Source organism: Bradyrhizobium sp. (assembly GCF_017881085.1).
Lineage (GTDB): Bacteria > Pseudomonadota > Alphaproteobacteria > Rhizobiales > Xanthobacteraceae > Bradyrhizobium.
The window spans coordinates 1-7,122 of the sequence record NZ_JADGRI010000285.1; the positions used below are offsets into that span (position 1 = coordinate 1).

The 7,122-nt window shown below is 64.1% G+C and carries 6 protein-coding genes and 1 riboswitch; of the genes, 4 read left to right on the forward strand and 2 right to left on the reverse strand.

Features of this window, described 5'->3' with window-relative positions; translation table 11 throughout:
* Positions 1-433 precede the first annotated feature (433 nt).
* Positions 434-1,300, forward strand: coding sequence for an alpha/beta hydrolase (locus QZ213_RS22015; RefSeq protein WP_291688204.1), 867 nt, complete (start codon positions 434-436; stop codon positions 1,298-1,300).
* Positions 1,301-1,409: 109 nt separating this feature from the next.
* On the opposite strand, the gene metW is transcribed toward QZ213_RS22015, so the two are convergent.
* Both metW and QZ213_RS22025 read right to left on the reverse strand, forming a co-directional pair.
* Positions 1,410-2,078, reverse strand: a complete 669-nt coding sequence (gene metW, locus QZ213_RS22020) for a methionine biosynthesis protein MetW (RefSeq protein WP_291688205.1) — start codon at positions 2,076-2,078, stop codon at positions 1,410-1,412.
* Positions 2,075-3,280 carry a homoserine O-acetyltransferase gene (locus QZ213_RS22025; RefSeq protein ID WP_291688206.1) on the reverse strand — a complete coding sequence of 402 codons (1,206 nt, stop codon included), beginning with the start codon at positions 3,278-3,280 and terminating at the stop codon, positions 2,075-2,077. The genes metW and QZ213_RS22025 overlap by 4 nt, the downstream gene beginning before the upstream one ends.
* A gap of 90 nt (positions 3,281-3,370) precedes the next feature.
* Positions 3,371-3,450: riboswitch (SAM riboswitch) on the reverse strand.
* Between the two features lie 168 nt (positions 3,451-3,618).
* Here QZ213_RS22025 and QZ213_RS22030 point away from each other — a divergent pair.
* The 3 genes from QZ213_RS22030 (at position 3,619) to QZ213_RS22040 (ending at position 6,589) form a co-directional block, all read left to right on the forward strand.
* Positions 3,619-4,482, forward strand: coding sequence for a chorismate mutase (locus tag QZ213_RS22030; protein WP_291688207.1), 864 nt, complete (start codon positions 3,619-3,621; stop codon positions 4,480-4,482).
* Positions 4,483-4,556: 74 nt separating this feature from the next.
* Entirely contained in the window at positions 4,557-5,654 is a 1,098-nt protein-coding gene (locus QZ213_RS22035) for a histidinol-phosphate transaminase (protein ID WP_291688208.1), read from the forward strand.
* Positions 5,651-6,589: a prephenate/arogenate dehydrogenase family protein gene (locus tag QZ213_RS22040; RefSeq protein ID WP_291688209.1), complete on the forward strand. Its 939-nt coding sequence runs from the start codon at positions 5,651-5,653 to the stop codon at positions 6,587-6,589. Before QZ213_RS22035 ends, QZ213_RS22040 begins: the two co-directional genes overlap by 4 nt.
* The last annotated feature ends 533 nt before the right edge of the window (positions 6,590-7,122 follow it).

Below are 7,122 nucleotides of genomic sequence, written 5' to 3' on the forward strand. Positions count from 1 at the left end.
CTGCCCGATGTGATGTCCGGCATAATGGGCGTGGCGCCATGCGCCGTGGTGAGATCTGGCAGAAGCCGGCGAGACCGAGCCGACGATTGCCGCCGAACACAATGCCAGCGCGACGAGATGGAGAGAGCCCCCGCGAAACGACCGGCAGAACGCAAACAACTGAACCATACTTTATCCTCTGTGAGACACCCCCCGTTCCCATCGGCCATGAGCGCCTCCATCCCAAAGCGCGGCAGCGGCCGACATCCGGGCTCCGTATGCGATTCCGGGTGTGGCGAGAGCAAGACGCGATGCGGCAGCGCAAGAACGGTTTCGGGGTAATTCGGCGATGATTCCTTGACGAGGGAACCGGGTTCCGCCTCATTGCCGCCGCGAGCATTAGTTGCGATTAACACCTCGGCCCGAGCAGGCCCAACGAGAGGAATTTTTCAAAATGCCCCACGCCGTCACCAGCGACAATGTCCGCCTCTATTTCGAAGAGGCCGGTCAGGGAACGCCGATCATCTTCCTGCACGAATTCGCGGCCGATCACACCAATTGGGAGCCGCAGATGCGCTACTTCTCACGCGGGCACCGCTGCATCGCCTATTCGGCGCGCGGCTACACCCCGTCGGATGTGCCGCCCTCGGCCGAAATCTACACCTACAAGCATTTCTACACCGATGCTTTGGCTGTGCTGGATCACCTCAAGATTGCAAAAGCGCATTTCGTCGGGCTGTCGATGGGCTCCTATTCGTCGCTGCAGATCGGCCTCAACGCGCCGGAGCGCGCATTGTCGATGACGCTGGCCGCAGTCGGCTCAGGATCGAGCCTGGAAAACCTCGAGGCCTTCCGCAAGCAATGCCGCGCCAATGCCGAGCAGTATGAGACCGCCGGCTCGGTGGAAGTGGCAAAGGCCACGCGCGAGGCGCCGAGCCGGATTCCGTTTTTGCTGAAGGATCCGCGCGGCCACGCCGACTTCTACAACTCGCTGGCCCGCCACGACGCCAAGGGCTCCGCCAACACCATGCGCAGTTTTCAAGGCGGCCGGCCCTCGATCTACACGCTGACGGACACCATCAAGAAGGTCCCGACCCCGGCGCTGATCATCTGCGGCGACGAGGACGACAATTGCGTCGAGCCCAGCCTGTTCCTGAAAAAGCACCTGCCCGCGGCCGGGCTCGCGTTCTTTCCGAAATCGGGCCACGTGCTCAATCTGGAGGAGCCGGCGCTGTTCAACGAAATGGTCGAGCGCTTTATCGCGCTGGTCGAGGCCGGGCGCTGGCCGGTGCGGGATCCCAGGTCGACGATGGCGGGCTGATAATGTCGTTCCAGGGTGAGGCGAAGCCGCGAACCTAGGATGTGCAAGTGCACATCGGGGAAACTCGAGATTCCGGGTTCGCGCTGACGCGCGCCCCGGAATGACTGGCCTATTTCGTCTTCTCCGCCCGGCTGAGCAGGAACACGCCCTGCTCGCCGAACATGTTCCAGAACCACCACGGCATATTCACCCGCAGCGGCCGGCCGTAGAGATCGAGCGCGACCGCGCGCTCCATCTTGACGTTGATCTCGTCGCAGAGCTGCACGAAATCCTTGATGGTGCAGAAATGGATGTTCGGCGTGTCGTACCAGGTGGCGGGGAGGTTTTCGGTGCGCGGCATGTGGCCGCCTACCAACAGCTGCAGCCGCATCCGCCAGAACCCGAAATTCGGGAACGACACGATGGCGCGCCGTCCGATCCGCAAGAGATTTTCCAGCACCGCACGCGGCTGCCGGGTCGCCTGCAGGGTCTGCGACAGGATGACATAGTCAAAGGCGTCGTCGGGATAGTTGACGAGGTCGGTGTCGGCGTCGCCCTGCACCACCGCAAGCCCTTTGGCCACGCAGCGGTTGACGCCTTCGCGCGACAGCTCGATGCCGCGCCCGTCGATGCCGCGGCTTTCCAGCAGCTGCAGCAAATCGCCGTCGCCACAGCCGACGTCGAGCACTTTCGAGCCGCGTTCGACCATCTCGGCCAACAGCAGATGATCGCCGCGATAATGCCCGGTGTCGGGCCGGGCCATGCCGTTCAGCGGCAGGACCTCTTGCTGCATGGTCATGGCTTGCCGGTCCCGGTCAGGCCGCGCGCCTTGCCTGCGGATTGCAGGAAGGCGCGGGAGATGTCGAAGAACTCGGGCACGTCGAGCAGGAAGGCGTCATGTCCGCGGTCGGTCTCGATCTCCGCAAACGATACCCGCGCGCTGGAAGCGTTGAGCGCATGCACCAGCGCGCGCGATTCCGAGGTCGGGAACAGCCAATCGCTGGTGAACGACACCACGCAAAAACGGGTCTGGATGCCGCGAAACGCCTGCGCCAGCACGCCGCTATGGTCGGCGGCGATGTCGAAATAGTCCATCGCCCGCGTCAGATAGAGATAGCTGTTGGCGTCGAAGCGTTCGACAAAGGAGGAGCCCTGATGGCGCAGATAGCTCTCCACCTGGAAATCCGCGTCGAATGAAAAGGTCGGCAGGTCGCGGTCCTGCATCCGCCGCCCGAACTTGCGGTGCAGCGCGGCGTCCGACAGATAGGTGATATGTGCGGCCATCCGCGCGACACCGAGGCCGCGATGCGGATGGGTGCCCTGCTCGAAGTAGCGGCCGCCGTGCCAGTCCGGATCGGCCATCACCGCCTGCCGGCCGAGTTCGTGAAACGCGATGTTCTGCGCCGAATGCCGCGTGCTGCAGGCAATCGCCAGCGTCGAGAACACGCGCTTGGGGTAGGCGGCGGTCCACTGCAGCGCCTGCATGCCGCCCATCGAGCCGCCGACCACGGAGAACAGCGTGTCGATACCCAGGCGATCCAGCAGCATGGCCTGCGCGCGTACCATGTCCGGAATGGTGATGATCGGAAAATCCAGCCCCCACAATTTGCCGGTGGCCGGATTGGTCGAGGCCGGACCGGTCGAGCCCATGCAGCCGCCGATCACGTTGGCGCAGATGATGAAGTAGCTGTCGGTATCGAGAGGGCGGCCCGGCCCGACCATGGTTTCCCACCAGCCGGGCTTGCCGGTCACCGGATGCAGATTGGCAACGTGCTGATCGCCGGTCAGCGCATGGCAGACCAGAATGGCATTGGAGCGAGCGGCATTGAGTTCGCCATAGGTCTGGTAGGCGATCTGGAACGGGGCGAGATCGATGCCGCAATCGAGCGGCAGCGGCTGGTCCATTCCGAACAACGCGACCTGCGAACTCGGATGGTCGGCCTCCTGCGACCGCTCGTCGGGATGGATCGCCGGACTGGGTATCGACTGCACATTTACCATCTTGATACCGACCTCCTCAGGTGGTTTTCGAGAAACCACCACGGAAATCAGGCCATAAAAAACCCGGCCTGAACATAAGTTCGACCGGGATCACATATGTCCCCGGCCTGTTTAGCGAGTTGTTTAACGTGGCTGCAAGCCGGCCGGCTCAAATGACCACGGAATAGTTTGAATACTAGTCGCGCCGGGCCCTTTCGTCAAGGCAGGCCGCTGGTTAACGCGAGCTTCCATCGCCAGCGCGGGCTCAAACCTGCAACGTTTTCTTTGCTTTTGGCGACCGTCTTTCCTAATCAATGCTCCTTGCCCGCCGGTTGGCCGTGCTTCTCCAGGGTTTGAAGATGTCTCAATCGCCCCCCGCTCCGCCCTCGCTCGAAGTGCTGCGTAAAGAGATCGACAGCATTGATGAGCAGGTCCACCGCCTGCTGATGGCGCGCGGCGACATCATCGACCGGCTGATCCAGGTGAAACAGACCCAGGAGGTCGGCTCGGCATTCCGTCCCGCCCGCGAGGCGGCGATGATGCGGCGTCTGGTCGAACGCCACCGCGGCATTCTGCCGATCGATACCATCGAGAGCATCTGGCGCGTCATCATCTCGACCTTCACCTACGTGCAAGCGCCGTTTTCGGTGCATGCGGACGTTTCCGTCGGTGAATCCGCGATGCGGGATTCGGCGCGGTTTCATTTCGGATTCGTCGTGCCCTATGTCTCGCATTTCAGCGCGCAGGCGGCGGTCGAGGCGGTGGCGAAGTCGAAGGGCGATCTGGCGCTGGTCCCGGCCACGTCGAGCCGCACGCCGTGGTGGATCGCGCTCGAGGCCGCGGGCGCCCCAAAGATCAGCGCGCGGCTGCCGTTCCTCGAGCGCGCGGACCATCCGGCGGCACTCCCGGTCTTCGTGGTGTCGCGCGTCGCCGACAGCGCCATGGTGACCGAAGTCGAGGTGTGGAGCGTGCGGGTGTCCGGCTGGAACGCCGAGATCGCCCGCGCGCTGTCGCCGCTGGCCGAAATCGTCGCGGTGCCGGATACCGCCTTCGACGGCGCGGCGCTGTTGGTGTCGGTCGGCCCGGGAAACCTCGAAAAGATCACATCGGCCCTGATCGAGGCCGGCGCGTCGGTGCGCTCATCGGCTCTCGTCGGCAGCCATGCAACGCGCTATACGGTGCCCCCGAACGGGGTCAAGCCTTCTCAAATGAAGCCTTCTTAAATGGAGCCTTCTTAAATCGAGCCCTGGCCTTGAATCCGGTCCTGAAAGCCGCCCCGATATTTGCGGAGTAGAAGATGTCCCGACCCGTGCCGAATCCCGGCATTCTCGATATTGCGCCCTACACGCCCGGCAAGAGCCCGGTGCCGGAGCCGGGCCGCAAGGTGTTCAAGCTGTCCGCCAATGAAACGCCGTTCGGTCCCTCGCCGAAGGCTGTTGCGGCCTACAAGCATGCCGCTGACCATCTCGAGGACTATCCGGAAGGCACCTCGCGCGTGCTGCGCGAAGCGATCGGCCGCGCCTTCGGGCTCGATCCCGACCGCATCATCTGCGGCGCCGGTTCGGACGAAATCCTCAATCTGCTCGCGCACGCCTATCTCAGCCACGGCGACGAGGCGATCTCCACCACCCACGGCTTCCTGGTGTACCCGATCGCGACCAAGGCGAACGGCGCCATCAGCGTCGTCGCGCCCGAGACCAACTTCACCGCCGACGTGGACGCGATCCTTAAATCGGTTTCGCCGCGCACCAAGCTCGTATGGCTCGCCAACCCGAACAACCCGACCGGGACCTATTTGCCGTTCGACGAGGTCAAGCGGCTGCGCGCCGGCTTGCCGCCGCATGTGCTGCTGGTGCTCGACGCCGCCTATTCCGACTACGTGTCGCGCAACGACTACGAACTCGGCATCGAACTCGTGGCGACATCGGACAACACGGTGATGACCCACACGTTTTCAAAAATCCACGGGCTTGCGGCGTTGCGCATCGGCTGGATGTTCGGCCCGGCCCATATCGTCGACGCCGTCAATCGTATCCGCGGCCCCTTCAATGTCTCCACGCCGGCGATGCTGGCGGCGGTGGCCGCGATCGAGGACACCGCGCACCAGCAGATGTCCAAGGCGCACACCGAGAAATGGCGCAACTGGCTGACGGAGGAAGTGACAAGGCTCGGCCTCAAGGTGACGCCGAGCGTGGCCAATTTCATCCTGATCCACTTCCCGCTCGACAAGGGCAAGACCTCGGCGGAGGCCGACGCATTCCTGACCAGGCGCGGCCTGGTGCTGCGGGGCTTGAACAATTACGGCCTGCCGCACGCCTTGCGCATGACCATCGGCACCGAAGAGGCCAATCGGCTGGTGGCCGAGGGCCTGCGCGACTTCATGGCGGGCAAGTGAACGCCGCGCCGCACTTCAATAAGATCGCGCTGATCGGCTTCGGCCTGATCGGCGGTTCGATCGCGCGGGCCGCGCGCGCGCACGGGCTGGCCGGCGAGATCGTCACTACCGCGCGCTCGGCCAAGACCCGCGCCAGGGTCGAGGAGCTCGGCATCGTCGACCGCGTGGTGGAAACCAATGCGGAGGCCGCGCAGGACGCGGACCTCGTGATCCTGTGCATCCCGGTCGGCGCCTGCGGTCCGGCGGCGCAGGAGATCGCCGATCATCTGAAGCCCGGCGCCATCGTCTCCGACGTCGGCTCGGTCAAGGGCGCCGTGGTCAAGGACATGGCGCCGCATTTGCCGGCCGGCATCCATTTCGTGCCGGCGCATCCGGTCGCCGGCACTGAGCATTCCGGCCCCGATTCCGGTTTCGCCGAACTGTTCATCAACCGCTGGTGCATCCTGACCCCGCCCGAAGGTACCGACCCGGATGCGGTCGAGCGACTGCGCGCGTTCTGGGCGGCGCTGGGCGCCAGGGTCGAAATCATGACGCCGGATCATCACGATCTGGTGCTGGCGATCACCAGCCATCTGCCGCATCTGATCGCCTATACCATCGTCGGCACCGCCGATGAGCTTGCACAAGTGACCTCGTCCGAGGTGATAAAATTCTCCGCCGGCGGCTTTCGCGACTTCACCCGCATCGCGGCTTCCGACCCCGTGATGTGGCGCGACGTGTTCCTGGCCAACAAGGACGCGGTGCTGGAAATGCTCGGCACCTTCAACGAGGATCTCTCCAAGCTGACGCGCGCGATCCGCCGCGGCGACGGCGAGGCGCTGTTCGAGCATTTTACCCGCACCCGTGCGATCCGCCGCGGCATCGTCGAGATCGGCCAGGATTCCGCCGCTCCCGACTTTGGCCGCCCGCATGCGCAATTGGGGAAGACGGAGTAATCGCGGCTCGCGTCTTCCCTGCCGTTGGTGTGCGGAGCGTCACGGATTCAATTTTCAAACAGCCTGCCATTGCGAACAACTCCTCCCCTCCCCCCGCGAAGCGGCGGGGAGGGGGGTGGGGGGTGCCGCAGCAAACTCGCTGGCAGATGAGCAAACTGATAGACCCCCACCCCCGACCCCTCCCCGCCACGCGCAAGGGCGCGTGGAGGGAGGGGAGATCACTCTGCACGGCTTCGCGATCTCGCGGCGCATTTCGCCCGAGGTCTGCTATTAAATTCCCGCCCTCTCCAATCAGAGGGCGCAGGGAATGCCGGGCGCCCGATGCGCCCGATAGCCGCGTGTGCGATGGTGGAAAGCAAAAAGCACACGCGTTAGTCAGGTCACACCGGAATCACCCGGCATTCCCCGCGCAATGGTTTACGGCTTATGTCGTACTCTTGTGTCTGCAAAATCTGGCAGAATGTGCGAACGGGCGGCTCTGACCAGCCGCCCGTCGCTGGATCTGAGCCCGTTCGTGCTCAAAGGCCGCAAGA